The organism is Streptomyces sp. NPDC059852 (genome assembly GCF_042731455.1).
Lineage (GTDB): Bacteria > Actinomycetota > Actinomycetes > Streptomycetales > Streptomycetaceae > Streptomyces.
Window position 1 is genome coordinate 70499 of the sequence record NZ_JBHWJK010000024.1, and the last position, 20204, is coordinate 90702.

The 20204-nt window shown below is 74.5% G+C and carries 19 protein-coding genes; 10 read left to right on the top strand and 9 right to left on the bottom strand.

Annotated features, from left to right (window positions below):
* Positions 1 to 106: 106 nt before the first annotated feature.
* On the bottom strand, positions 107 to 1285 hold the full coding sequence (locus ACFV46_RS26610; RefSeq protein WP_361933026.1) for a glutamate--cysteine ligase: 1179 nt from the start codon (positions 1283 to 1285) through the stop codon (positions 107 to 109).
* Positions 1286 to 1625: 340 nt separating this feature from the next.
* Here ACFV46_RS26610 and ACFV46_RS26615 point away from each other — a divergent pair, with 340 nt between their 5' ends.
* Positions 1626 to 1934 carry a hypothetical protein gene (locus ACFV46_RS26615; RefSeq protein WP_385500017.1) on the top strand — a complete coding sequence of 103 codons (309 nt, stop codon included), beginning with the start codon at positions 1626 to 1628 and terminating at the stop codon, positions 1932 to 1934.
* A gap of 195 nt (positions 1935 to 2129) precedes the next feature.
* Here ACFV46_RS26615 and ACFV46_RS26620 read toward each other — a convergent pair whose 3' ends face one another.
* A complete protein-coding gene (locus ACFV46_RS26620; RefSeq protein WP_376727772.1) occupies positions 2130 to 2990 on the bottom strand; it encodes a universal stress protein in 861 nt (286 codons plus the stop codon).
* A gap of 173 nt (positions 2991 to 3163) precedes the next feature.
* Complete coding sequence (locus tag ACFV46_RS26625; protein ID WP_385500019.1) at positions 3164 to 4891, bottom strand: GAF domain-containing protein; 1728 nt, start codon at positions 4889 to 4891, stop codon at positions 3164 to 3166.
* 286 nt (positions 4892 to 5177) lie between these two features.
* Between ACFV46_RS26625 and ACFV46_RS26630 the strand changes: the two genes are divergently transcribed.
* Positions 5178 to 5645 (top strand): pyridoxamine 5'-phosphate oxidase family protein, encoded by a 468-nt coding sequence (locus ACFV46_RS26630; RefSeq protein WP_361932849.1) that lies wholly within the window; start codon positions 5178 to 5180, stop codon positions 5643 to 5645.
* A gap of 23 nt (positions 5646 to 5668) precedes the next feature.
* On the opposite strand, the gene ACFV46_RS26635 is transcribed toward ACFV46_RS26630, so the two are convergent.
* The gene (locus tag ACFV46_RS26635; RefSeq protein ID WP_361932846.1) at positions 5669 to 6742 is read right to left on the bottom strand and encodes a zinc-dependent alcohol dehydrogenase family protein; all 1074 of its coding nucleotides are present in this window, start codon (positions 6740 to 6742) and stop codon (positions 5669 to 5671) included.
* A gap of 185 nt (positions 6743 to 6927) precedes the next feature.
* Between ACFV46_RS26635 and ACFV46_RS26640 the strand changes: the two genes are divergently transcribed.
* Positions 6928 to 7341, top strand: coding sequence for an STAS domain-containing protein (locus tag ACFV46_RS26640; RefSeq protein ID WP_385500020.1), 414 nt, complete (start codon positions 6928 to 6930; stop codon positions 7339 to 7341).
* A 31-nt stretch (positions 7342 to 7372) separates the two neighbouring features.
* Here ACFV46_RS26640 and ACFV46_RS26645 read toward each other — a convergent pair whose 3' ends face one another.
* A complete protein-coding gene (locus tag ACFV46_RS26645; protein ID WP_385500022.1) occupies positions 7373 to 9754 on the bottom strand; it encodes a phosphoketolase in 2382 nt (793 codons plus the stop codon).
* Between the two features lie 969 nt (positions 9755 to 10723).
* On the opposite strand from ACFV46_RS26645, the gene ACFV46_RS26650 reads away from it, so the two are divergent.
* Both ACFV46_RS26650 and ACFV46_RS26655 read left to right on the top strand, forming a co-directional pair.
* Positions 10724 to 11188 (top strand): cyclic nucleotide-binding domain-containing protein, encoded by a 465-nt coding sequence (locus ACFV46_RS26650; protein ID WP_361932839.1) that lies wholly within the window; start codon positions 10724 to 10726, stop codon positions 11186 to 11188.
* A 119-nt stretch (positions 11189 to 11307) separates the two neighbouring features.
* Positions 11308 to 12009 (top strand): response regulator, encoded by a 702-nt coding sequence (locus ACFV46_RS26655; RefSeq protein WP_385500024.1) that lies wholly within the window; start codon positions 11308 to 11310, stop codon positions 12007 to 12009.
* A 10-nt stretch (positions 12010 to 12019) separates the two neighbouring features.
* On the opposite strand, the gene ACFV46_RS26660 is transcribed toward ACFV46_RS26655, so the two are convergent.
* Positions 12020 to 12985 carry a pirin family protein gene (locus ACFV46_RS26660; protein WP_385500025.1) on the bottom strand — a complete coding sequence of 322 codons (966 nt, stop codon included), beginning with the start codon at positions 12983 to 12985 and terminating at the stop codon, positions 12020 to 12022.
* Between the two features lie 149 nt (positions 12986 to 13134).
* On the opposite strand from ACFV46_RS26660, the gene ACFV46_RS26665 reads away from it, so the two are divergent.
* The 3 genes from ACFV46_RS26665 to ACFV46_RS26675 are packed head-to-tail and all read left to right on the top strand — an operon-like array spanning position 13135 to position 14493.
* On the top strand, positions 13135 to 13638 hold the full coding sequence (locus ACFV46_RS26665) for a MarR family winged helix-turn-helix transcriptional regulator (protein WP_385500027.1): 504 nt from the start codon (positions 13135 to 13137) through the stop codon (positions 13636 to 13638).
* The gene (locus tag ACFV46_RS26670) at positions 13635 to 14096 is read left to right on the top strand and encodes a MarR family transcriptional regulator (RefSeq protein WP_385500028.1); all 462 of its coding nucleotides are present in this window, start codon (positions 13635 to 13637) and stop codon (positions 14094 to 14096) included. Before ACFV46_RS26665 ends, ACFV46_RS26670 begins: the two co-directional genes overlap by 4 nt.
* Positions 14097 to 14145: 49 nt before the next feature.
* Positions 14146 to 14493: a tetratricopeptide repeat protein gene (locus ACFV46_RS26675; RefSeq protein WP_385500030.1), complete on the top strand. Its 348-nt coding sequence runs from the start codon at positions 14146 to 14148 to the stop codon at positions 14491 to 14493.
* A gap of 62 nt (positions 14494 to 14555) precedes the next feature.
* On the opposite strand, the gene ACFV46_RS26680 is transcribed toward ACFV46_RS26675, so the two are convergent.
* Positions 14556 to 15944, bottom strand: a complete 1389-nt coding sequence (locus tag ACFV46_RS26680; protein ID WP_385500031.1) for a PepSY-associated TM helix domain-containing protein — start codon at positions 15942 to 15944, stop codon at positions 14556 to 14558.
* Positions 15945 to 16088: 144 nt separating this feature from the next.
* Between ACFV46_RS26680 and ACFV46_RS26685 the strand changes: the two genes are divergently transcribed.
* Positions 16089 to 16736: a peptide deformylase gene (locus ACFV46_RS26685; RefSeq protein ID WP_361932821.1), complete on the top strand. Its 648-nt coding sequence runs from the start codon at positions 16089 to 16091 to the stop codon at positions 16734 to 16736.
* Positions 16737 to 16741: 5 nt separating this feature from the next.
* Here ACFV46_RS26685 and ACFV46_RS26690 read toward each other — a convergent pair whose 3' ends face one another.
* Entirely contained in the window at positions 16742 to 18175 is a 1434-nt protein-coding gene (locus tag ACFV46_RS26690) for a dihydrolipoyl dehydrogenase family protein (protein WP_385500033.1), read from the bottom strand.
* Between the two features lie 119 nt (positions 18176 to 18294).
* On the opposite strand from ACFV46_RS26690, the gene trxA reads away from it, so the two are divergent.
* Entirely contained in the window at positions 18295 to 18681 is a 387-nt protein-coding gene (gene trxA / locus ACFV46_RS26695; protein WP_361932817.1) for a thioredoxin, read from the top strand.
* A 66-nt stretch (positions 18682 to 18747) separates the two neighbouring features.
* Here trxA and ACFV46_RS26700 read toward each other — a convergent pair whose 3' ends face one another.
* A complete protein-coding gene (locus ACFV46_RS26700) occupies positions 18748 to 20184 on the bottom strand; it encodes an aldehyde dehydrogenase family protein (RefSeq protein ID WP_385500034.1) in 1437 nt (478 codons plus the stop codon).
* Positions 20185 to 20204 lie beyond the last annotated feature (20 nt).

Consider the following 20204-nt stretch of genomic DNA (forward strand, 5'->3'; position numbering starts at 1 on the left):
GGCCTCGGCGGTGACGGAACGCATGGGGGGATCCTCTCTGTTCGGGGACAGGACAGACGCCGTACGGGACCGGGGCGCGCCGGGGCGCGGGCCGGTCCCCGGCCGGTCAGCGGCCGACCACATCCGGGGCCTCCGGGCCGGCCAGCGGACGCGACGGCGCCACGACGGTCCGGGGCGGCGCGGTGCGCACGGGGCCGCGGCCGCCGCGCTCGCCGCGGGTCTCTGCGATCAGCATGTCGACGCAGCCCAGCAGGTCCTCCCGGCGGGCCGTGCGGCGCATCCGGCGGGCCGCGGAGCCCTCGGCGAGGGTCTCCTCCGCCAGCTCCCGCACGGTCCCCCAGTCGCCGTGCGCCTCCAGGGCGGGGCGCAGCCGCAGCAGCAGCTTCCGTACGACCTGGCGGGCGGAGGCCTCCCGGTGGGTCTCGGGGTCGACCAGCGTGCCCTCCAGGCCCGAGCGGGCGGCCCGCCAGGACGCGCCCCGCAGCCACTCGTGCCGGCCCGCGCAGCCGGGGGTGCCGCGCTTGCGGAGCCGGGCGCGGGCCTCGGTGACCAGGGCGCGGAACAGGCCGGCGATCAGGACCACCGTCTCCGCGCGCGGGCAGGCGTCGCAGATGCGCAGCTCCAGGGTGCGCAGATGGTCGGAGGGCCGGACGTCGTAGTAGACCATCCCGGTGTCGCTGATGATCCCGGCCCGCACGAAGTCGTTCACCGCTTCGTCGTACTCGGCGGCGGTCGCGAAGCAGCCGGCCGGGCCGGCGGTGGGCCAGCGCTGCCACAGCAGGGTGCGCCAGCTCGCGTAACCGGTGTCGGTCCCCTGCCAGAACGGCGAACTCGCGGACAGGGCCAGCAGCGTGGGCAGCCAGGGCGACACCTCGCACATGACCTGGACGGCGGTGTCGCGGTCCGGGATGTCGACGTGGACCTGGGCGCCGCAGATCAGCTGCTCGTCGGCGACCCTGCGGTACTCCTCGGCCATGTGCCGGTAGCGGTCCTCGGCGGTGGGGTTCGCGGAGGCGGCGGGCGCGAGCGGGGCGGTGCCCGAGGCCACGACGGCGAGCCCCAGCGAGGAGGCGGCGGCGTCCAGCTGCCGGCGCATGCCGGTCAGGTCGGCGTGCAGATCGTGCAGGGACGTGTGCACGGCGCTGTTGGACTCGACGGTGCACGGTTGCAGTTCGGTCGTGAAGGTCTGCCCGGGGAGGCGCCGCAGCACCGCGTCGGCACGCGGTACGAGCAGCCCGCTCTCCACCTCCAGGACGTGGAACTCTTCCTCCACACCGATGCGCATGGTCACGGGTCTCTCCTCGGGATCCGAGCTCCTGCCCGGCGGGTGAGGGGGCTCCCCCACCGGGCGGACTCGGGTGGTTGTGGTGTGCTCTGGGTTCCCAGCCCTGGGGGGCACAATCCCCGGCACAACACGGAGACGCCGCGTGCGTCGCAGGTGAGCGCGTCGGAGGGCCCGCCGGCACCTCCGCACCCCACACGGCGTCCCGGCCGGCGGACGGGCCCCCCAAGGGGGCCCGGCACCCGCGAGCGACCATGGCTCCACCTTGCCCGGATCACGCCCGGCCCGCGCGCCGGGCCGGCTCGTGCGTGCGTCACGCCCGGCGGGGAACCCGGGGCTCACCATGGGACGTACCAGGAAATACGCGGTGGTCGCCTCCGGGCAGTGGACCGACGAGGAGGAGGGCCGGCGCCGCCTGCCGGCCGGTGAGGTCCACGCCTGGGAACCCGGCCTGAACCAGACCGTGTGCGGCCTGTCGCTCAGCCGCTCCCGTCTCTCCCGCTTCGCACATGTGCCCTGGCCGGACATCTTCCCGGAGTCGGGCGGCGCGGCGGACCGCGTCCAGCGGGTGTGTCCGCGCTGCGCCTCCGTGGCGGGCCGCCGGGGGCCGGACGCCCGGCCCCGGTGGCAGCGGGTGAACCCGCGTCCTTGAGGACTCCTCAGCCGTAACGGCGGGGGGGCCCCCCCCCGGGGCGCCCCCCCCGCCGAAGGGGATTCCTAGCGGCTCGTCGGACGCGTCCGCACCGGCAGGGGCAGAAGCCCGCCGGCTGCGCCAGGCGCCGCAGGGCGCTGTGCGTGACGCAGCAGCGTATGCCGGGCTCGGCGGACTCGTCACCCCCGGATCGGGTCACGTGAGCTGCGGCACGATCGCCACCGGGCACTGTGCGTGATGCAGCAGCGTGTGGCCGGCCCGGCCCAGTTGCAGGCCGAAGTGGCCGTGCCGGCGGCGGGCGCCCAGGACCACCAGGTCGGCCGCGGCCGAGCGGTCCACGAGGACCGTGCGGGCCGCGCCCTCGACGGTGGCCCGGCGCACCCGGACGTCCGGGTGTGCGGCCAGCGGGGCACGCAGCGCCTCGTCCAGCAGGGTCGCCGCCCGCTGTTCATGGTCGCCGTCCCCGGCGGTCTCGGCGCCGATCGGCGCGGGGTGCCGCCAGGCGCGTACGGCGTCCAGGACGCAGTCGCGCACCTCCGCCTCGCGGACGGCGAAGTCCACCGCCCGGCCGCTGGTCACGGTGTCGCCCACCCCGAGCAGGACGCGTTCGTGCAGGCCGACGACGCCCGGGTCGTCGCCCCGGACCACGATCACGGGGCAGCGGGCGCGGGCCGCGACACCCAGGCTCACCGAGCCGAGCAGCAGGCCCTTCAGTTCGCCCATGCCCCGGTCGCCGACGACCAGGGCGTGGGCGTTGGCACCCTCGTGCAGCAGGCCGTCGACCGCGTCGGCGGGCAGGATGTCCGTCGTGATCCTCAGTCCGGGAGCCCGCCGCGCGGCCCTCTCGGCCGCGGAGGACACGAGGTGTTCGGCGAGGACGCGCTCGGAGAAGCGTCCCCCGCCCAGCGTCGGCACGGTGCCCGCGTAGCGCTCCCACAGGGAGGCGTGCACCAGCCGCAAGGTCAGTCCGTGGCGGACGGCCTCGTCCACGGCCCAGTCGACCGCGACCAGGCTGGGATCCGATCCGTCGACGCCCACGATCAGAGGGAGCGTCATCACCCTCACCGCCTTCCGTCCGGCTGCCCTGCCGGACAGCCATCGGCTTTCCGATCCCACCGTCCCTCCGAGGGGGGCGGGGGACGAGAGGCGGACGGGCCGTCGGCACCGGCGACCGGCCCCCATGGGGTGGGCCGAGCGGCCCCTACGGGGCGTATGGAGGGCGGCTGCCGCTATTCGGCCGGGAGCGGCGCCCACCACACCAGACGCGTGCCGCCGCCCGCCGGGCTGCCCAGTTCCAGGTCGCCGCCCGACTGCCGGGCCCGTTCCGCCATGTTGCGCAGGCCGCTGCGACGGCCGCCGGGCGGGATGCCGACGCCGTTGTCCGTGACGCCGAGGCGGACCCGGCCGGGCTCGGCGACGAGGGCGACGTCGACGCGGTCGGCGCGCGCGTGCCGGGCGACGTTGGTCAGGGCCTCGGAGAGCACGGCCACCACATGGTCGGCGATCTCCCGGGGCACGTCGGTGTCCACCAGGCCCTCCATCCGGACGCTGGGCGCGAAGCCCAGCACCGGCGCGGCCTCGCCCACGACCCGCACGACCCGCGCCCGCAGCCCCGATCCGGCGCCGCCCTCGCGCGAGCGCAGCCCGAAGATCGTGGACCGGATGATCTTGATGGTCTCGTCGAGGTCGTCCACGGCCCGCACCACGCGTTCGGCGGCCTCGGGGTGCTCGATGAAGCGGCCCGCGCTCTGCAGGGTCATCCCCGTCGCGAAGAGCCGCTGGATCGCCAGGTCGTGCAGGTCGCGAGCGATCCGGTCACGGTCCTTGAGGACGGCGACCTCCTCGGCGTCCTGCCGCCGCTGCGCCAGCTCCATCGCGACGGCGGCCTGCGCGGCGAACGCCTGCAGGGTCTCCGTCTCCGACGGGGAGAACACGGTCTGCCCGGCCTCCCGCGCGAGCAGCAGGACGCCCCGCACCTCGCCCTCGGCGGTGCCGATCGGCACCGCCACGGCCGGGCCGAGTCCGGCGAAGCGGGGCGGCTCCGGGGAGACCCGCGGGTCGTCGCCGACGGCCGCGCTGGTCACCGGTACGGCCCCGGTGAAGGCCAGCCCCATCAGCGACGCCTCGACCGGCAGGACGAGCCCCTGGTGGGCCTCGGCGTCCAGCCCCACGGCGATCTCCACGGAGAGCGTGCCGGTGTCCTCCATGGGCATGCCGACCGCGGCCAGGGACGAGCCGGTGATCTCGCCGGACCGCTCGGCGATCAGCCGCAGCACCTCGGCGCGTCCGCCGCCGGACAGGAGGGTGTGGGTGATCTCGGCGCCGGCCCGCAGCCAGCGCTCCCGCTGCCGGGACTCCTCGTACAGCCGGGCGTTGTCGATGGCGACACCGGCCGCCACGGCCAGCGTCGACAGCACCGACTCGTCCTCGCCGTCGAACTGCGCCCCGCCCCGCTTCTCGGTGAGGTACAGATTGCCGAACACCTGGTCGCGGACGCGGATGGGGACGCCGAGGAAGGTGTTCATCGGCGGGTGGTTGGGCGGGAAGCCGTACGACGCCGGATGCTCGGAGATCTTGGTCAGGCGCAGCGGTTCGGGGTGGCGGATCAGCTCGCCGAGGATGCCGTGGCCCTCCGGGTAGTGCCCGATCCGCGCGATCTGCTCCTCGCTGACGCCCACGGTGTGGAAGGCGGACAGCCGCTTGCCGTCCGGGCCGATCACCCCGAGGGCGGCGTACTCGGCGTCGACGAGGACGGCCGCCGCCTCGACGATGCTGTACAGGGCCTGTTCGAGGTTCAGGTCCCGGCCGACGGAGAGCACCGCCTCCAGAAGGCTGTGCACCCGGTCGCGGGTGCCACGGGCCGCGTCGAGACGCGCCTGCAGCTCCTCCAGCAACTCGTCCAGCCGCAGCTGCGGCAGCCTGATCCGCGCCTGCCGCGGCGTCTCGGCGCTTCCCACCTGCGTCTCCTCCGGTTCCGTGGGCGGCCGGACCCGGCCGCTCCGGACAGGCACCACGCTACCGGCCGCCGCCGGGCACCTGCAGGGAATCGGCCGTGCGCGGCCGCCTCGTGCGCCTGTGCGCCGCGCCTGGGCCGTACGGGCCCCCGGGAGGGCCGCTCGGCCCTGGCGCCGGGCGGCGACACGAGGGATGGTTGAGGCAGGAGCGGCACCGATCCCCCGCGGTGTCGCTCCGTGTGTGCAGGCGCGGCACGACGCGCTACCCACCCCCCGACGGAAGCCCGCGATGGTTCACGACGACACCCGGCCGGCCCCCGTGGGGCCGCGCCGGCGCATCGAGCTCGACGGCGCCGAGGCGCTGCGGCTGCTGGGCAGCGTGTCCCTGGGCCGCATCGTCTTCACCCGGCACGCCCTGCCCACGGTCCGGCCGGTCAACCACGTCCTGGACGGCGGGGACATCGTCATCCGCACCCATGAGGGCGCCGCCCTGACGTCCCGCACGGAGCGGGCCGAGGACCCGGGGGTGGTCGTCGCCTACGAGGCGGACGCCATCGACCCGCGCACGCGTCTCGGCTGGAGCGTGGTGGTGACGGGATACGCCCGTCTGGTGACCGATCCCGAGGATCTGGCGCGCTGCCGGGCGCTGGTGCGGCCGTGGGTGGACCAGGCGATGGACCAGGCGGTCCGGATCCGCCCCGACCTGGTCACCGGCATCCTGCTGACCGCCGCGGACGACTGCCCGGCCGGGGCCTGAGACCTCCTGCTCCGGGGCCGCCCTCAGGCCGCGTCCACCGGCAGGATCTCGTCGTGGTGCTCGCCGCCGAGGACCACCTTCAGGGCCCCGGTGTCGGCGGCGCCGGCGAAGACGTCGTACGCCTCCTGCATCTGGTCGAGGACGAAGCGGTGGGTGACCAGTTCCGCCGTGGGGAGCCGGCCGGCGGCCGTCATCCGCAGCAGGGTCGGCGTCGAGTAGGTGTCGACGAGGCCCGTGGTGAGGGTGATGTTCTTGATCCAGAGGTCTTCCAGGTGCAGGGTCGCGGGGGCGCCGTGCACGCCGACGTTGGCGACGTGCCCGCCCGGGCGGACCATGCGGGTGCACAGCTCGAAGGTCTCGGGGATGCCGACCGCCTCGACGACGACGTCCGCGCCGAGTCCGTCGGTCAGGTCGGCGACCAGCTGCTCGGGCGTCTCCCGGGCGTCGGCGACCGCGTCCGCGCCGAGCCGCCGGGCGGCCTCCAGCCGGGTGGGCGCCAGGTCGACGGCCACGATCCGCTCCGGCGAGAACAGCCGGGCCGTGGCGACGGCAGCCAGCCCGACCGGCCCGGCGCCGACCACGACGACGGTGTCGCCGGGCCGCACCCGCCCGTTGAGCACACCGACCTCGTACGACGTGGGGAAGATGTCGGCCAGCAGCACGGCCGCCTCGTCGGACAGGGTGCCCGGCAGCGGGTGCACGGACAGGTCGGCGTACGGGACGCGGACGTACTCGGCCTGGGTGCCGTCGATCAGATGGCCGAGGATCCAGCCCCCGCCTCCTCGGCACTGCCCGTACGCCGACTGCCGGCAGTAGGCGCAGCGTCCGCACGCCGTGATGCAGGACACCAGCACGCGGTCCCCGGGGCGTACGGAGCGTACGTCGCCGCCTACCTCGACGATCTCGCCGACCGCCTCGTGCCCGAGGACGGTGCCGGGGCGGACCTCCGGCACGTCGCCCTTCAGGATGTGCAGGTCCGTGCCGCAGATGGTGACGGCGCCGACGCGGACGACCGCGTCCGTGGGTTCCTTCAGGGCCGGGTCCGGGACCTCCTCCCAGGCGGCCTGGCCGGTGCCGTGGAACACGTAACCCTTCATGGCGCTCCTCACCCCACTCGTCGGTGCGTCCCGCATCTCCAGCTTGACCCGGATGGGCGAGGCGCGCACGGGCCGGGCGGGCCTCCCGCGGCCGCCCCGACGCCGCCCATGTCGGGACGGCGGGCCCACCCGGCAGGGACCTTCGGCCCTGTCCCCCGCACGCCCCGCGGAGGTTCGATCGCGTCATGACCGAGAACCACACGGAACGCGCCGCCACCGCGGCACGCGGTTCCGTCGCCGGGCCGACCGTCGTGGTGCTGCGCGGCGAGATCGACCTCGGCACCGCGACCTCGCTCACGACGCGCCTGGACGCCCTGACGTCCGCCCCGTCCCCGGATCTCGTGCTCGACCTGCGTGAGGTGACCTTCATCGACTGCGCCGGCCTCGGGGTGCTGTGCCGGGCCCGCAACCGGGCCCGGGCCCGCGCGGGCCGGCTCCGGCTGGTCAGCGACAGCGCCCGGTTCCGGCGGATGCTGCGTCTGGTCGATCTGGGCGGCGTCTTCGAGGTCGCGTCCCGGCTGCCGGACGTGCTGTCCCGGCCGGTGGACGCGGCCTCGGAGGCGGGAGCGGGGGCGGGAGCGCGGGTCGCCCTGCGCTGAGCCCCGCGCCCCGCCCCCGTCTCCCGCCCGGTCAGGCGTTCCAGGACCAGTCGGCCACCTCGGGCAGGTCGGTGCCGTGCTCGCGGATCCAGGCGTGGTGCCGGGTGCGGGCGTCCACCATGGCCTGCCGTACGCCGGCGGCCCGCACCGCGAGGCCGGGGACCCGGTCGATGACGTCCATGACGAGCCGGTAGCGGTCCAGGTCGTTGCGGACCACCATGTCGAACGGCGTGGTCGTGGTGCCGGACTCCTTGTAGCCGCGCACATGCATGTGGGGGTGCCCGGCGCGGCGGTAGGCGAGGCGGTGGATCAGCCACGGATAACCGTGGTAGGCGAAGATCACCGGCTTGTCGCGGGTGAACAGGCCGTCGTACTCGAAGTCGGGCATGCCGTGCGGGTGCTCCCCGCGCGGCAGCAGCCGGGTCATGTCGACGACGTTGACGACGCGCACCGCGAGCTGCGGCAGGTGGCGGCGCAGCAGCTGCGCGGCGGCCAGCACCTCCTGGGTGGGCACATCGCCCGCGCAGGCCAGCACGACGTCCGGTTCGCCGCCGTTCTCGGTGCCGGCCCACTCCCAGATGCCCGCTCCGCGCGCGCAGTGGTCGCGGGCGGCGTCCATGGACAGCCAGTCGAAGCAGGGCTGTTTCCCGGCCACGATCACGTTGACGTAGTCGCGGCTGCGCAGGGCGTGGTCCGCGACCGACAGCAGGGTGTTGGCGTCCGGCGGCAGATAGACCCGCACCACCTCGGGGCTCTTGTTGAGGACGTGGTCGACGAAGCCGGGGTCCTGGTGGGAGAAGCCGTTGTGGTCCTGGCGCCACACGTGCGAGGTCAGCAGGTAGTTGAGGGAGGCCACCGGGGCCCGCCACGGCAGCCGGCGGGACGTCCGCAGCCACTTGATGTGCTGGTTGACCATCGAGTCGACGATGTGGACGAACGCCTCGTAGCAGGAGAACAGCCCGTGCCGGCCGGTGAGCAGGTACCCCTCCAGCCAGCCCTGGCAGAGGTGTTCGCTCAGCACCTCCATGACCCGGCCGTGCCGGTCCAGGTGCTCGTCGACGGGCAGGGTGGCCGCCTGCCACGCCTTGCCGCTGGCGTCGAAGACGGCCTGGAGGCGGTTGGAGGCGGTCTCGTCCGGGCCGACGACCCGGAAGTCGCGGCGCGTCCGGGTGTCGGTCATGACCTGTTCCAGCAGGTCGCCGAGGACGCGGGTCGGCTCGTGCAGGGTCACGCCGGGTTTGTCGACGGGCACGGCGAAGCGGTCCAGGGGCGGCACGGGCAGGTCGTGCAGGAGGAGGCCGCCGTTGGCGTACGGGGTGGCGCCCAGCCGCCGGGAGCCCTCGGGGACACAGGCGAGGACGTCGGCGACGGGCCGCCCGTCCGCGTCGAACAGCTCCTCGGGCCGGTAGGAGCGCAGCCATGCCTCCAGCTGGCGCAGGTGCTCGGGGTTGTCCCGGACGCCGGCGAGCGGGACCTGGTGGGAGCGCCAGGTGCCCTCGACGGGGAGCCCGTCGACCTCGACGGGGCCGGTCCAGCCCTTCGGCGTGCGCAGCACGACGACCGGCCAGCGGAGCCGTTCGGTGACGCCGTCCTCGCGGGCGGAGCGCTGCATGAGCGCGATCCGGTCGAGCGCCGTGTCGAGGGCCCGGGCCATGGCCCGGTGGACGGCGGCCGGGTCGTCGCCGGCGACGTGGATCGGTTCGTGGCCGTATCCCCGCAGCAGCTCGTCGAGTTCGGCCTCGGGCAGCCGGGACAGCACGGTCGGATTGGCGATCTTGTAGCCGTTGAGGTGCAGGATCGGCAGGACGGCGCCGTCGTGGACGGGGTCGAGGAACTTGTTGGAGTGCCAGGAGGTGGCGAGCGGCCCGGTCTCCGCCTCGCCGTCGCCGATGACGCAGGCGACCAGCAGGTCCGGGTTGTCGAGGGCGGCGCCGTAGGCGTGGGCCAGCGAGTAGCCGAGCTCACCGCCCTCGTGGATGGACCCCGGGACCTCCGGCGCCACATGGCTCGGCACACCGCCGGGGAACGAGAACTGCCGGAACAGGCGCTCCATGCCGGGCGCGTCGCGTGAGACGTCCGGGTAGTGCTCGCCGTAGCTGCCGTCCAGCCAGGAGCCGGCGAGGACCGACGGCCCCCCGTGTCCAGGGCCCCACACGCACAGGGTGTCCAGCCCGCGGGCGGAGATCACGCGGTTGAGGTGGGTGTAGACGAGGTTCAGACCGGGCGAGGTGCCCCAGTGGCCGAGGAGGCGCGGCTTGATGTGCTCGGGGCGCAGGGGCTCGGTCAGCAGCGGGTTCGCCATCAGGTAGATCTGCCCGGCGGCCAGGTAGTTGGCGGCCCGCCAGTGGGCGTCCAGCGTGCGCAGTTCGTCGTCGGAGAGTGCCGTGGAGGGGTGGGGGTCCACCTGGGACATGAGAGGTCTCCGTGGTCGGTGGTCTTCGGTTCGGCTCGCGTGCGGTGGTCCGGCGGTCGGGGTGCTGTGACGCGGGTGCGCCCGTCCTCGCAGTTCACTCCTGCCCGGGCACGATGGCGACCGGGCAGGCCGATCGGTGCGGCTCGCCGTGGGCCGGCCGGCCGAGGTGCCCGGCGGTCCTGTGGCCCCGCTCGGCGCCGACGACCAGCAGGTCGGCGGCGTACGAGGCGTCCGCGAGGACGGTACGGGCGTGCCCCTCGGCCGTGCTGCGGTGCGTGACGACGTCCGCGGGGACCTCGCTCGGCCCCTTGTCCAGTACCTCGCCCGCCCGCGGCTCATGCGCCGCCGCCGGGAGCGTGTCCGGGTCTCGCGCACGGGCTGCCGCCGGGCCCGTACGGCGTCCAGGACCGCGCCGCGCGGGCGGGTCTGCTCGGCGGCGAACCGTAGGGCGGCCTCCGTGGCCGGCCCGTCGCCGGCACCGACGACGACGCGGCGGTGACCGCAGCGTCCGGGCCTCGCGGGCCGCCCACGCTGCCGCCGCGCGGCTCCCGGGTGAGCCGTCGAACCGGCGGTGACGCAGAGCGTGACGGTGCGGGCCATGGTCTCCCCTCCTGAACCGGTCCGTGCCGAGCGGTGCGGTGGGCCGCGCCGGGCCCACCGCACCTCCTCCCCCCGGTCGGCGCAGCCAGGGGGGGCGGGCGGGGCCTGTGGTGAGCGAGCACGGTCCGCGGTGCCGTCCGCTGTGCCTCACCCTGGCGGTGTCCGGGACGCCGCGCCCGATGCCGAAGGTCCGCCGTCGGGGGTCCAACGGCCCTTCCACAGCGCCCGATCGAGGTCTACGGGCGCCGGCGGGCGCGACGGGAGCCGGACGGCCCCCGGGGATGGGGTCCAACGGCCCTGGTGCCCCCGGGTGCGGCGGGCGGACGCTGACGGTGGGGAAAGTCCCTGGTCGTCGTCGGGAGGCACACCATGATCACCACCCCTGCTCCCCGCATGCCGCGCGCCCTGGACGCGGAGCAGCGGCAACGGCTCATGGTCCTCGCCCGCGAGGTCTCCTTCCCGCAGGGGGCGCGGATCTTCGTGGAGGGCGCACGGGCCGACCGGTTCTGGATCATCCGTACCGGCACGGTCGAGCTGGACATGCGGATACCGGGCCGCCGCCCGGCCGTCATCGAGAGCCTGCGGCACAACGAACTCCTCGGCTGGTCCTGGCTGTTCTCCCCGCACGTGTGGCACCTGGGCGCCGAGGCGACGACGCCGGTGCGGGCGTACGAGTTCGACGCCGAGACCGTGCGGTCGCTGTGCCGGGAGGACCCGGCGCTCGGCCACGCGGTGTCCCAGTGGGTCGGTGACGTCCTCGCCCACCGTCTGCGCTGCGCGCGTGCGCGGCTGCTGGACCTGTACGCCCCCTACGGGGCGGGTACCGCCGTCTGACCGGCGGGGCGGCCGATGGGGCCGGTCGGCCCTGGTGCGCCCGGCCCCGGCGCGCGATGATCGGAAGGAGGAGCGGTCGGCCGGCCGCTTCCGGTGTGCCGTCGGAACAGGGAAGCGTCATGACCGAGTCAGGAACGTTCACGGAGCAGAACCCGATCCGCGTGTTCCTCCTCGACGACCACGAGGTCGTACGCCGGGGTCTGACGGATCTGCTCGACGCCGAGCCGGACATCTCGGTGGTGGGCGACGCGGACACCGTCGAGCACGCGCTCGTCCGGGGCCCGGCGCTGCGCCCGCACGTCGCGGTGCTGGACGTGCGTCTCCCGGACGGCGACGGCATCACGGTCTGCCGGGAGCTGCGCAGCCAGATGCCGGAGCTGGCCTGTCTGATGCTGACGTCGTTCGACGACGAGGAGGCCCTGCTGGACGCCATCATGGCCGGCGCCTCGGGCTATGTCCTCAAGCAGATCAGGGGCTCCGACCTGATCTCCGCCGTGCGCACGGTCGCCTCGGGCCAGTCCATGCTGGACCCGGCCACGACGGCCCGTCTGATGCGCTCGCTGCGCGCCGACCCGGTGGAGACGCCGTCCGTCGCCCCGGAACTCGCGGGCCTGTCGCCCCGGGAGCGGGACATCCTGGCCCTGATCGGCGACGGCCTGACCAACCGCGAGATCGGAAGGAAGCTCTACCTCTCGGAGAAGACGGTCAAGAACCACATCTCCCGCCTCCTGGCCAAGCTCGGCGTCCAACGCCGCGTCCAGGCGGCGGTCCTGGCCTCCCACCTGGAACAACCAGAACCGAGCGACCGCCGGGCACGGTGAGCCGGACGGGTCAGCGCACGCGCCCCCGGGGCTTCAGCGGGGTCGCCGGCAGTCGGGGGGCCGGGAGTGGGGCGCCGTCGTAGCCCTTCACCTCGCCGAAGCGGGTGCCTTCCATCCAGTCCCGCCGCGCCTGTTCGATCTCCTCCTGGGTGCGGCCGATCCAGTTCCAGAACATGATCAGCTCCTCCTCGAACGGCTCGCCGCCGAGGAGCATCACGGCCGCGTCCGACTCGGCGCGCAGCGGGAGTTCGGTGCGGCCGCAGCCGAGGTACAGCATCGAGCCCGGCAGGACCGGCACCCCGTCCACATGCGTCTCGCCGGACATGGACAGCACGGCGTACTCGAAGTCCGGTTCCAGCGGCAGGCGGACGTCGGCGCCCCGGCTCAGCGCCAGGTCGGCGCCGACGATCGGGGTGTACGCCGTGCCGGGCGAGCGCGCGCCGTCGAGGTCGCCGAGGATCAGCGTGGCCCGCAGGCCCGGCGCCGTGACGACCGGCAGGTCGGCGTGGTGCTCGAAGTGCGGCTCGGTGTGGCGGTGGCCGTCCGGCAGGGCGACCCAGAGCTGGGCGCCGTGCAGGAAGCGGGCGTGGGAGCGCGGGCTCTCCTCCGAGTGGCTGATCGCCCGGCCGGAGGTCATCAGGCCCAGCTCGCGGGGACGGATCGTCTGGAGGCTGCCCGTGGAGTCCCGGTGGAGCACCTCGCCCTCGTGCAGCCAGCTGACCGTCTGCAGGCCCATGTGCGGATGCGGGGGCACTTGCATGCCGGGCTCGTCGGCGATGTCGTCCGGGCCGTAGTGGTCGACGAAGCACCAGGCGCCGACCATGCGCCGCCCCAGGTTGGGGAGCAGACGGCGGACCTCGGTGGACTCGCCGAGCCGTACCCGCCGGGGGCTGAGGAGTTCGCGGACGGGCTCCGCGACGACGAACCCGCGGCCGCCGCAGACGGAGGGCACCGCCTCGCGATCAAGATTGCTCATGGCGCCCAAACTAACCCCGTCGGGGGCGCCCCGTCAGTCCGTCGTACGGGCTGTCTTGCGGGTGGGCGGGCCGGCTGTGGGTTCGGGAGCGCTCAGAGCCGTGCCGAAAATAGTAGCCATGGATATAGTAGCCATGTACTGTATCTCGCATGAGCATGGGTTCCATGAGCGCCACCCCGGGCTACCTGGTGTGGCGGCTGTCGACGAAGTGGCGGGTCGCGGTCGACCGGGCCGTGGCCCCGCTGAGGCTCACCCACGCCCAGTACGCCGTGGTGGCCTCCCTGTACGGCATGCAGCGCGAGGGCGAGCGCCCCAGCCAGCGGCGGCTGGCCGACCACACGGGGCTGGAGGCCCTGTACGTCTCCAAGCTGGCGCGCTCCCTGGAGGGCGCCGGTCTCCTCGAACGCACCCGTGACCCCCGTGACCCGCGCGCGGTCCAGCTGGCGCTGACCGAGCAGGGCCGGGCGCGGACCCGGGAGGCCATCGACGTGGTGCGCGGTCTCCACGAGCGGTGGCTCGCCCCGCTCGGCGGACTCGACAGCGCCACCGCGCGGGAGTTCGCCCGGAATCTGGCGACCCTGCTCGACGCGCCCCTCGATCCGCCCACCCCGGACGGCCGGGGCCACAACGAGCACGACAAGGAGCAGCCATGACCACCACCCCTCCCCGTCTCGATCCCCGTGTCATAGCCCTGGCCCACTACGCGAGCCGCGCCCTCCTGGAGCGCGTGCTGGCCCGCCACGGCGCCACCTTCCAGCAGTCCGTCACCCTGCGCGTCGCCGCGGTCGCCGACGGGCCGGTCGGGCGCGACGAGCTCGCCGGCCAGGTGACCGGTTCGCTCAAGTGCACGCCGGAGGAAGCCCGTTCGGTGGTCGAGGAGCTGGAGGGCGCCGGCCTGCTGGCCCCGGAAGGACCGTCCGCCGTGCGGATCACGGACGCCGGACGCGACCTGTTCACCACCACGTCCGCCGAGACGGCCCCCCTCTCCGCCCGGGTCTACGCGGGCCTGCCGGAGGAGGACCTGGCCGCCGCCGGACGGGTGCTGACGCTCATCACCGAGCGGGCGAACCGTGAGCTCGCGGCCCTGACCCGGGGCACCGCCCCCAGGTAGTGGAATATGCAACCACTCGCCTGGGTTGACCCGCGCGAAGGAGGTCAGAGTGGAGACGACGTACTACGACCACGGGACACCGACCGAGCGCTGGGAGCGGGCGCGGATGTTCTTCGACGCCAAGGACTACGCCGCCGCGGCGCGGGTCCTCGGCAGCCTGGTCGAGGAGGTGCCGGAGCAGACCGGGCCGCGGCTGCTGCTGGCCCGCGCCTACTACCACTCGGCCCAACTGCGCCGCGCAGAGGACGAGTTGCGCGTCATCGTGGAGCGCGACCCGGTCGAGCAGTACGCCCGGCTGATGCTGGGCCGTACGCTCCAGCGCCAGGGGCGGCGCGCGGAGGCCGAGCCGCACATGCGCCTGGCCTCGGCGCTGGCCGGTGACTTCGAGCAGGTCTGAGAGACAACACGAAAGGCAGGGGCCCGTTCTCCGTGGCGACGGAGAACGGGCCCCTGACCGGCTTACGGCGCCTCCGGGACGCTCTTCCGCCGGTACGCGATCTCGCCCCGTACGACGTCCACCGCGATGAACGCCACCAACGGGATGCCGAGCAGCGGGACGACGTAGCCGAGCGCCGCGACCAGCGCGGCCAGCGGGACGAGGACGCGCGGGGGCACCTGGCGCCAGGCGCCGCGCGGGACCGGCCGCCCGAACGACCTGCCCCGCCCGCGCTGCCACCACATGCGGTAGCCCCACACGATCAGCAGGATCAGCGCGAGCGTCAGCGCCATCAGGGCGATCTGGTTGACCAGCCCGAACAGGACCCCGGTGTGCAGGTCGATGCCCCAGCGGGTCAGCTTGGCGAGCACCGGGAAGTCCTCGAACCGCAGGACGTCGGTGACCGCGCCGGACGCCGGGTCGACGGCGACGGCGTCCTGTTTCGTCGGCCACGCGCGCTGCACCTGCCGGACCACGTAGGCGGACGAGGCGTCGGCGGGCGGCACGATCTCCACCGGATCCGACAGGCCCTCGGAGCGCGCGGCCGCGAGGACCTGGTCGAGGCCGACGCCTTGCCCGTCCGTGCCGCCGGACGCCGCCGCACCGCCGTGGCCGCCGTGGTCGCCGCCGGCCGACGAGAGGGACGGGGTGGCCTGACGCAGCGAGGTGCGCAGGTCGTCGATGTGCGCTCCGGCGTACGTCGACCAGGTCAGGCCGGTCGCCGACAGGAAGAGGAAGCCGAGGGCCGCCCAGACGCCGACGGTGCCGTGCAGGCCGAGGGTGCGCCGGCGCCCGGTGGTGCCGCGCACCCGGCGCAGGGCGCGCCGCCGCGAGAACCACAGCAGCAGTCCGCCGGCCGCGATCACCCACAGCCAGCTGGCGGCGAGTTCGCTGTACAGCCGGCCGGGCTCACCGAGGTGGAGGTCGCGGTGGAACTCGTCGATCCAGGTGCGCACCGGTAGGGCGCCGGTGGAGCCGTACTGCTCCAGGGCGCCGCGCACTTCGGCGGTGTACGGGTCGACGAACACGGCCAGCGTGTGGTCGGCGTCGACGCCGTCGGTGCCCGAGAGCATCACGCGGGTGGACTCGTCGTCGGCCGGGGAGGGCCGTACGGCCGCGACCGTGCCCTCGGGGTGGGCCTTGCGGGCGGCGGCGACCTGCTGCGACACCGGGAGCTTGCTGTCGCCGGCGGGGACGTACATCTCGTGGGCGTAGAGCAGCTTCTCGGCCTGGAACGCGCCCGCGTACAGGAAGCCGGTGGCCGCGGCGACGAGGAGGAACGGGGCGACGAGCACCCCGGCGTAGAAGTGCAGGCGCAGGACCAGCGGGCGCAGGGCCGCCCAGCCGGGGCGGGGCGGGGCCGGGACGGCGTCCGGCGCCGGGGCCGGGGCGGTCGGGGGGGCGGTGGACATCGGCGGTTCTCCGGGGAGTGGGGACGGGCTGTGCTCGGGCGGTCCGGTAGTCGGACCGGCCTGCCCCGGAGTTCCCGGCATCCCAAGTGACGTGCGCCACAGGGAAGTTCAGGGGGCGGTCGGGCCGCATGGCATGCTGGGGCGATGGCACTCCCGAACGAGCGCGCGCCCCTCGCCGAGCAGGTCGAGCGGCTTGTGTCCACCGAGGGCCCGCTGCCCATCGTGGCGGCCGGCGACCCGGTGCTGCGGCGTCCCGCCGCGCGGTACGAAGGACAGCTGGACGCGGCGCTGCTGGCCCGCTTCGTCGAGGCCCTGCGGATCACGATGCACGCGGCTCCGGGCGTCGGGCTCGCCGCGCCGCAGGTGGGGGTCGGTCTGCGGATCGCGGTGATCGAGGATCCGGCGCCGGTGCCCGAAGAGGTGCGCAGGGTGCGCGGCCGGGTGCCGCAGCCGTTCCGGGTGCTGGTCAACCCGGCGTACGAGGGGACCGGGCCGGCGCGGGCCGCGTTCTACGAGGGCTGTCTGAGCGTGCCGGGGTACCAGGCGGTCGTGGCCCGGCACGCCGAGGTGCGTCTGCGGGGCGAGGACGAGCACGGGCACGCCGTCGACGAGGTGTTCACGGGGTGGCCCGCCCGGATCGTGCAGCACGAGACGGACCACCTCGACGGGACGCTCTACCTGGACCGGGCCGAGCCGCGCTCACTCGCCTCGAACCAGGCGATGGCCGGACTCTGGGCGGAGCCCGCGCCGGTCGAGGCGGCGCGGGCCCTCGGGTTCGACCTGCCCGGCTGAACGGGTCAGCTGTCGCGGTACGTCTCCAGCAGCCGCAGCCACACCTCGCTGATCGTCGGGTACGACGGGACGGCGTGCCACAGCCTGCTGATCGGCACCTGGCCGACGACCGCGACGGTCGCCGAGTGGAGCAGTTCGCTGACACCGGGTCCGACGAAGGTCACGCCGAGCAGGATCTCGCGTTCCAGGTCGACGACCATGCGGGCCCGTCCGCGGTAGTCCTCGCCGTACAGGTAGGCGCCCGCGACCCAGGAGATGTCGTAGTCGACGGCCCGGACCCGGTGCCCGGCCTGCTCGGCCTCGGCCAGGGACAGGCCCACCGCGGCGGCCTCCGGGTCGGTGAAGACGACCTGCGGTACGGAGTCGTGGTCGGCGGTGGCGGCGTGCGCGCCCCAGGCGGAGGTGTCCGGCTCCCCCGACCCGGAGGCGCGGGCGGCGATGGCCGCGCCGGCGATCCGGGCCTGGTACTTGCCCTGGTGGGTGAGCAGGACGCGGTGGTTGATGTCGCCGACGGCGTACAGCCAGTCGTGTCCGGTGACGCGCAGGCTGTCGTCGGTCTCCAGCCAGGAGCCCGGCTCCAGCCCGATCGTGTCCAGGCCGATGTCGTCGCTGCGCGGGGCGCGCCCGGTCGCGAAGAGGATCTCGTCGGCCTCGATGCGCTCGCCCTGGTCGGTGACGACGACGACCGTGCCGCCCTCCCGGGTCACCGAGGTGACGGAGGTGCCGGTGCGGACGTCGGCGCCGGCCTCGGTGAGGGACTGGGCGACCATCTCGCCGACGAAGGGCTCCATGCGGTTCAGCAGGCCCTTGCCGCGGACGAGCAGGGTGACCCGGGAGCCGAGGGCCTGCCAGGCGGTCGCCATCTCGGCGGCGACCACTCCCCCACCGACCACGACGAGCCGGCCGGGCGCGGCCTGCGCGCTGGTGGCCTCACGGCTGGTCCACGGCTTGACCTGGTCGAGGCCCGGCAGGTCGGGCAGGACGGCCCGGCTGCCGGTGCACACGGCCACGGCGTGCCGTGCGGTGAGCACCTGCCGGGTGCCGTCGGGGCCGGTCACCTCCACGGTGCGGTCACCGGCGAGGCGGCCGTGCCCGCGGTAGAGGTCGGCGCCGGTGCCGTCGAGCCAGCTGACCTGCCCGTCGTCGTGCCAGTCCTTCGTGACCTCGTTGCGCCGGGCGAGCACCCGCGCGGTGTCGAGGGGGCCCTGGACGGCCTCGGCGAGGCCGGGCAGGTGCCGGGCGTCGGACTGGGCGATGACCGGCCGCAGCAGCGCCTTGCTGGGCATACAGGCCCAGTAGGAGCATTCGCCTCCGAGCAGTTCGCTCTCCACGACCGCGGTGGTCAGCCCGGCGGCACGGGTGCGTTCGGCGAGGACCTCCCCCACCGGTCCGCCTCCGAGCACCACGACGTCGTACGCGATGGAATCCGTTTCCGTCATGGGGTCAGTCTTACGGGTGGTGTGCCCGCTGGCCACACGGGTACGTGCGCGGAATACGCGGCCGCGCGGCCGTGTTGTCGCCCACGCTTCGCCCGGACACCCAGGAAGAGGGATACGCCATGAGCAGCACCATGGAGCTCACCAAGGAGAACTTCGACCAGACCGTCACGGACAACGACTTCGTCCTGATCGACTTCTGGGCGTCCTGGTGCGGGCCGTGCCGTCAGTTCGCGCCCGTGTACGAGAAGGCGGCCGAGGAGAACCCGGACCTGGTGTTCGGCAAGGTCGACACCGAGGCGCAGCCGGAGCTCGCTCAGGCGTTCGGCATCCAGTCGATCCCGACGCTGATGATCGTGCGGGACCGGGTCGCCGTGTTCGCCCAGCCGGGTGCGCTGCCGGAGGCCGCGCTGGCCGACGTCATCGGGCAGGCCCGCAAGCTCGACATGGACGAGGTCCGCAAGGCCGTCGCCGCCCAGCAGGAGCAGGCCGAGCAGAACGGGCAGTGAGGTCCGCTCCGGCCGCCGCACGGGTTCCGGGAGGGAACCCGTGGGCCTGTGGCGGACCGGCCGCGGTCAGAAGGGGTAGCCCGCCACGTCGCCGCGGACCGTCGTCCAGCGCACGTCGGTGAACGCCTCCAGGTTGGCGTCGCCGCCGAAGCGGGCGCCGGTCCCGGACGCGGCGACACCGCCGAACGGGGCAACGGCCTCGTCGTTCACGGTCTGGTCGTTGATGTGCACGATCCCGGTCGGGATCCGCTCGGCGAGGTCCAGGCCCCGGGCCGCGTCCCGGGTGACGATGCCCAGCGACAGCCCGTACGGGCTCGCGGCGGCCAGCGCGGCGGCCTCCTCGGCGTCGGCGAAGGGGCGCACCGGCGCGACCGGCCCGAAGACCTCCTCGGCGTAGGCCGGGGAGTCGTCGTCGACGCCCGCCAGGACGGTCGGGCGGTAGAACAGCCGCTCATGGGTGCCGCCCGCGGCCAGCTTGGCGCCGCCCGAGGCGCTGGCCTCCACCAGGGAGCGGACCTTGTCCAGCTGCCCGCCGTCGATGAGCGGGCCGAGGTGGACCTGGTCGCGGTGCGGGTCGCCGACGGCCAGTGAGTCGGCCTTGGCGGCGAGCCGCTCCACGTACTCCTCGTACAGGGACCGGTGCACCAGGTGCCGACCCGTCGTCATGCAGATCTGGCCCTGGTGGAAGAACGACCCCCAGGCGGCCGTGGAGATGACCGCGTCGAGGTCTGCGTCCTCCAGGACGATCAGGGCGGAGTTGCCGCCGAGTTCCAGGTGCGCGCGCTTCAGGTGCCGTCCGGCGGCCTCGCCGACGGCCCGGCCCGCGGCCGTGGACCCGGTGAAGGAGACGACCGGGACGTGCGGGTCCGCGACCAGCGCCTGCCCGGCCTCGGCACCGCCCGGCAGGACGTGCAGCAGGTCCTCGGGCAGGCCGGCCTCGGCGAGGACGGCGGCGAGGGCCAGACCGCCGCAGACGGCGGTGCGCGGGTCGGGCTTGAGGACCACGGCGTTACCGAGGGCGAGGGCGGGGGCGACCGAGCGGATGGACAGGATCAGCGGCGCGTTGAACGGCGCGATCACCCCGACGACCCCCACGGGCACCCGGCGCGTGTACGACAGCCGGGGGGCCTCGGTGGGCAGGACCTGTCCGGCCGGGCGGGAGGCGAGGGCGGCGGCCTCGTAGCACTCCTGGGCGGCGACGTGCAGTTCGAAGTCGGCCTTGCCCGGGATGGAACCGGACTCGCGGACGAGCCAGGTGCGCAGTTCGTCGGCGTGGGCCGCGAACAGGTCGCCCGCCTTGCGCAGGACCGCGGCGCGGGCGAAGTGCGGCAGCCGTGCCCATGCGGCACGGGCGCCGTCGGCGGCGCGTGCGGCGGCGGTGACGTCGTCCGCGCCGGCCAGCGTGACGGTGCCCAGCGCCTCGCCGGTGGCCGGTTCGGTCACCGTGTGTTCGCCTCCCGAGAGGGGGCGGGGCTGCCAGGACTGCGGGTCGAGCAACGCCATGACGACTCTCCGTTCGGTCA

What these genes read in the sequence shown, in the direction of transcription:
- ACFV46_RS26610 (WP_361933026.1), bottom strand. Translation starts at nt 1,285, where the DNA reads ATGCGCATCGGTGTGGAGGAAGAGTTCCACGTCCTGGAGGTGGAGAGC.
- ACFV46_RS26615 (WP_385500017.1), top strand. Translation starts at nt 1,626, where the DNA reads ATGGGACGTACCAGGAAATACGCGGTGGTCGCCTCCGGGCAGTGGACC.
- ACFV46_RS26620 (WP_376727772.1), bottom strand. Translation starts at nt 2,990, where the DNA reads ATGACGCTCCCTCTGATCGTGGGCGTCGACGGATCGGATCCCAGCCTG.
- ACFV46_RS26630 (WP_361932849.1), top strand. Translation starts at nt 5,178, where the DNA reads ATGGTTCACGACGACACCCGGCCGGCCCCCGTGGGGCCGCGCCGGCGC.
- ACFV46_RS26635 (WP_361932846.1), bottom strand. Translation starts at nt 6,742, where the DNA reads ATGAAGGGTTACGTGTTCCACGGCACCGGCCAGGCCGCCTGGGAGGAG.
- ACFV46_RS26640 (WP_385500020.1), top strand. Translation starts at nt 6,928, where the DNA reads ATGACCGAGAACCACACGGAACGCGCCGCCACCGCGGCACGCGGTTCC.
- ACFV46_RS26645 (WP_385500022.1), bottom strand. Translation starts at nt 9,754, where the DNA reads ATGTCCCAGGTGGACCCCCACCCCTCCACGGCACTCTCCGACGACGAA.
- ACFV46_RS26650 (WP_361932839.1), top strand. Translation starts at nt 10,724, where the DNA reads ATGATCACCACCCCTGCTCCCCGCATGCCGCGCGCCCTGGACGCGGAG.
- ACFV46_RS26655 (WP_385500024.1), top strand. Translation starts at nt 11,308, where the DNA reads ATGACCGAGTCAGGAACGTTCACGGAGCAGAACCCGATCCGCGTGTTC.
- ACFV46_RS26660 (WP_385500025.1), bottom strand. Translation starts at nt 12,985, where the DNA reads ATGAGCAATCTTGATCGCGAGGCGGTGCCCTCCGTCTGCGGCGGCCGC.
- ACFV46_RS26665 (WP_385500027.1), top strand. Translation starts at nt 13,135, where the DNA reads ATGAGCATGGGTTCCATGAGCGCCACCCCGGGCTACCTGGTGTGGCGG.
- ACFV46_RS26670 (WP_385500028.1), top strand. Translation starts at nt 13,635, where the DNA reads ATGACCACCACCCCTCCCCGTCTCGATCCCCGTGTCATAGCCCTGGCC.
- ACFV46_RS26680 (WP_385500031.1), bottom strand. Translation starts at nt 15,944, where the DNA reads ATGTCCACCGCCCCCCCGACCGCCCCGGCCCCGGCGCCGGACGCCGTC.
- ACFV46_RS26685 (WP_361932821.1), top strand. Translation starts at nt 16,089, where the DNA reads ATGGCACTCCCGAACGAGCGCGCGCCCCTCGCCGAGCAGGTCGAGCGG.
- ACFV46_RS26690 (WP_385500033.1), bottom strand. Translation starts at nt 18,175, where the DNA reads ATGACGGAAACGGATTCCATCGCGTACGACGTCGTGGTGCTCGGAGGC.
- trxA (WP_361932817.1), top strand. Translation starts at nt 18,295, where the DNA reads ATGAGCAGCACCATGGAGCTCACCAAGGAGAACTTCGACCAGACCGTC.
- ACFV46_RS26700 (WP_385500034.1), bottom strand. Translation starts at nt 20,184, where the DNA reads ATGGCGTTGCTCGACCCGCAGTCCTGGCAGCCCCGCCCCCTCTCGGGA.